The sequence below is a fragment of the Chamaesiphon sp. OTE_8_metabat_110 genome, from assembly GCF_031382685.1.
Taxonomy (GTDB): domain Bacteria; phylum Cyanobacteriota; class Cyanobacteriia; order Cyanobacteriales; family Chamaesiphonaceae; genus Chamaesiphon.
On the sequence record NZ_JANMZA010000510.1, the window covers coordinates 1 to 2615 of the forward strand.

Annotated in this window: 2 protein-coding genes; both read right to left on the minus strand. The window is 47.3% G+C overall.

Annotation, left to right across the window (positions count from 1 at the left end; genetic code table 11):
- Positions 1 to 172: 172 nt before the first annotated feature.
- A complete protein-coding gene (locus RMO52_RS18580; protein ID WP_309741977.1) occupies positions 173 to 1378 on the minus strand; it encodes an ABC transporter permease in 1206 nt (401 codons plus the stop codon).
- 116 nt (positions 1379 to 1494) lie between these two features.
- Positions 1495 to 2613 (minus strand): MFS transporter, encoded by a 1119-nt coding sequence (locus RMO52_RS18585; protein ID WP_396135048.1) that lies wholly within the window; start codon positions 2611 to 2613, stop codon positions 1495 to 1497.
- Positions 2614 to 2615: the final 2 nt, after the last annotated feature.

Genomic DNA, 2615 nt, shown 5'->3' on the forward strand with positions numbered 1-2615 from the left:
GGTTGAAGAATAAAACCCAACGCACTCAGCCAAAGTCCCTTTCATCCCTTAGTCCCAGTAGAGGCTTGAGCTTTAGTAGGGTGGGCACTGCCCACCATCTAGGTTTCAGGCAGAATCTATTTTATAAATAATTGCACCTACCTACTTAATTATTAATTATTAATTATTGAAATTAGGCTTTCATTCCCACTTTAGTTGCCGATCTTTGCAAGTTGCGGGGGTCGAGCGCATCGCGCAAACCGTCACCGAGCAGATTGAACGAGAGGACTGTGAGAATGATTAGTAATGCTGGCGGCCAAATCAACCAAGGTTGGAAAATCAGAATCGAAGTATTAGTGGCTACCGAAAGTAAATTTCCCCACGATGGATCTGGCGGCTGAATCCCTAATCCAATCAAACTCAATACCGATTCAGAGACGATAAAACTGGGAATCGCCAGAGTTGCCGAAATAATCGTGTAAGTCGCCGTCTGGGGAATCACATGGCGGAGGATAATATACAACGGTTTGGCACCCATCGCTCGGGCGGCTTGGACGAATTCGCGTTCTTTGATCGATAATACTTGACCGCGAATCACTCGCGCTAGTCCCGCCCAACTAATAAATGAAGTAATAATAATAATCAGTAAAAAGCGTTGCGAACTGCTGACGCGATCGGGTAATACTGAAGCTAGGGCAACTAATAAATATAGACTCGGCAACGTCATTAAAACTTCCGCCACCCGCATGATAATCGCATCGATCCAGCCGCCAAAATAGCCCGCAATCCCGCCTAAAACCAACCCGATCGGGAAAGATATCAACACGCCAATCAGACCGATAAACAGGCTGATTCTACCCCCATAGACGAGCCGACTGAATTGATCGCGACCCTGTTCGTCGGTACCCAATAAGTTTAATTTACCCGGCCCACTAGTGCCAAATAAGTGCCAATCACAGGGAATCCCTGGGAAAATTGTCAGCTCTTGAGCATCGGCTTTAGTCTTGACAACTGGGGCTTTACCCTTGATTTTCTGACTATTAGCCGGATCGAATTTGGGAATGAGCGGAATGCTAATCGGCAAGATCTTGTAGCTAGCACCGCGCACGAATAAGTTAATCGGCGATGGTTTGGTTTGGTCTACTTTGAGAAAGCGATCGCCTGTATTGATATCGGTTTGCCCCTGAGTCGTCGGATAAACATGCGGCCCAATCCAGCTACCCCGCGCATCTGTCCAATGAATCGCAGTTGGTGGTAACAGCGATCCATCACCCTGGGAGACATAAGGATCGTATGGAGCCACAAACTCAGCGACGATGACCGATAGATACATCACAATCAGCGCGATCGCACCCGCTCTTGCCAATCCATTTTGTTTTAATTGTTGCCACCAATTCATAAGTCTGAGGGGTAGAGGTTAACGGCAGTGGATTGTGCCTACACCCACATTAGTCTAGATTTTACCCGTTAGCATAGCTACCCCGTTGCGGCATCACCCGATTCAGACTCTTTAACTTAATTTGCTGTGAGCCTAACTCTAAATAACAGCACCGTTGACACCACAGCACAACAGGCTGAAAATTCAAAAGCGATGGTAGCTCCAGCATTTTCATAAAGCCAACCGAAAATAATTGAAGCAGGTAGTAACATCATCCCGCTTGCCAGATTAAACCAGCCGTAAGCTGTACCCAGCATTGCCGATGGAGCTAAATCTGCGACTAGAGCTTTTTCTACGCCCTCTGTAGCCGCTAGAAATAGACCGTAAAAGGCAAACAAACCAAAGAGTAAGATTGGATTTTCAGGCGGTAAAAATCCCAAGCTTAAATAGAACAATCCATAGGCTAGCCAACCAGCAGCGATCGATCTTATCCTGCCAAATCTGTCCGATAATGCCGATAATGGCGCACCAAATATCATCGCAATTGCTGAAATAGTCGCCCAGGCGAGGGGTACTTGAGACTCTGGTAAACCTAATTCTCTGGCTCGGAGTAATAGAAACATATTGGAAGAATTACCCAGCGTAAACACCACTACAGCCAATAGATAACGCTTGAACTCGATCGGTAAATTGTGAAAATTCCAGCTAAATTTACCACGATGAACCTCAGCCAGCGCATTTTTCGGCTCTCTAATTAGAAGTGACATCCCCAGACACAAAACGGCGGGAACGATCGAAATCACAAACAAATCCCGAACTTTGAATCCATAACCCAGCAGTACGGCAGCTAAAATCGGCCCTAACACCGCACCAGCATTATCCATCGATCGATGTAACCCAAATGCCAAACCCCGTCGCTCTGGGGGGACGCTAGCGGCTAGGAGCGCGTCACGGGGCGAACTTCGCAAGCCTTTCCCCACCCTGTCGAGTATTCTAATTCCCAACAATCCCACCCAGCTACTCGCGATCGCTATCAGTGGACGACTAAACCCTGCTAAACCATAGCCCCAAACGATCCAAGGCTTGACACGATGAGTTTTATCGACTAATACTCCCGATACTAGCTTCAAAATACTGCTAGTCGCTTCAGCAGCCCCTTCAATTAGCCCCAAAGCTTTCGGCCCAGACATCAAAACTGAGGATAGATACAAGGGGATGAGTGGATACAGCAGATCGCTGGCGGTATCGTTGAGCAGGC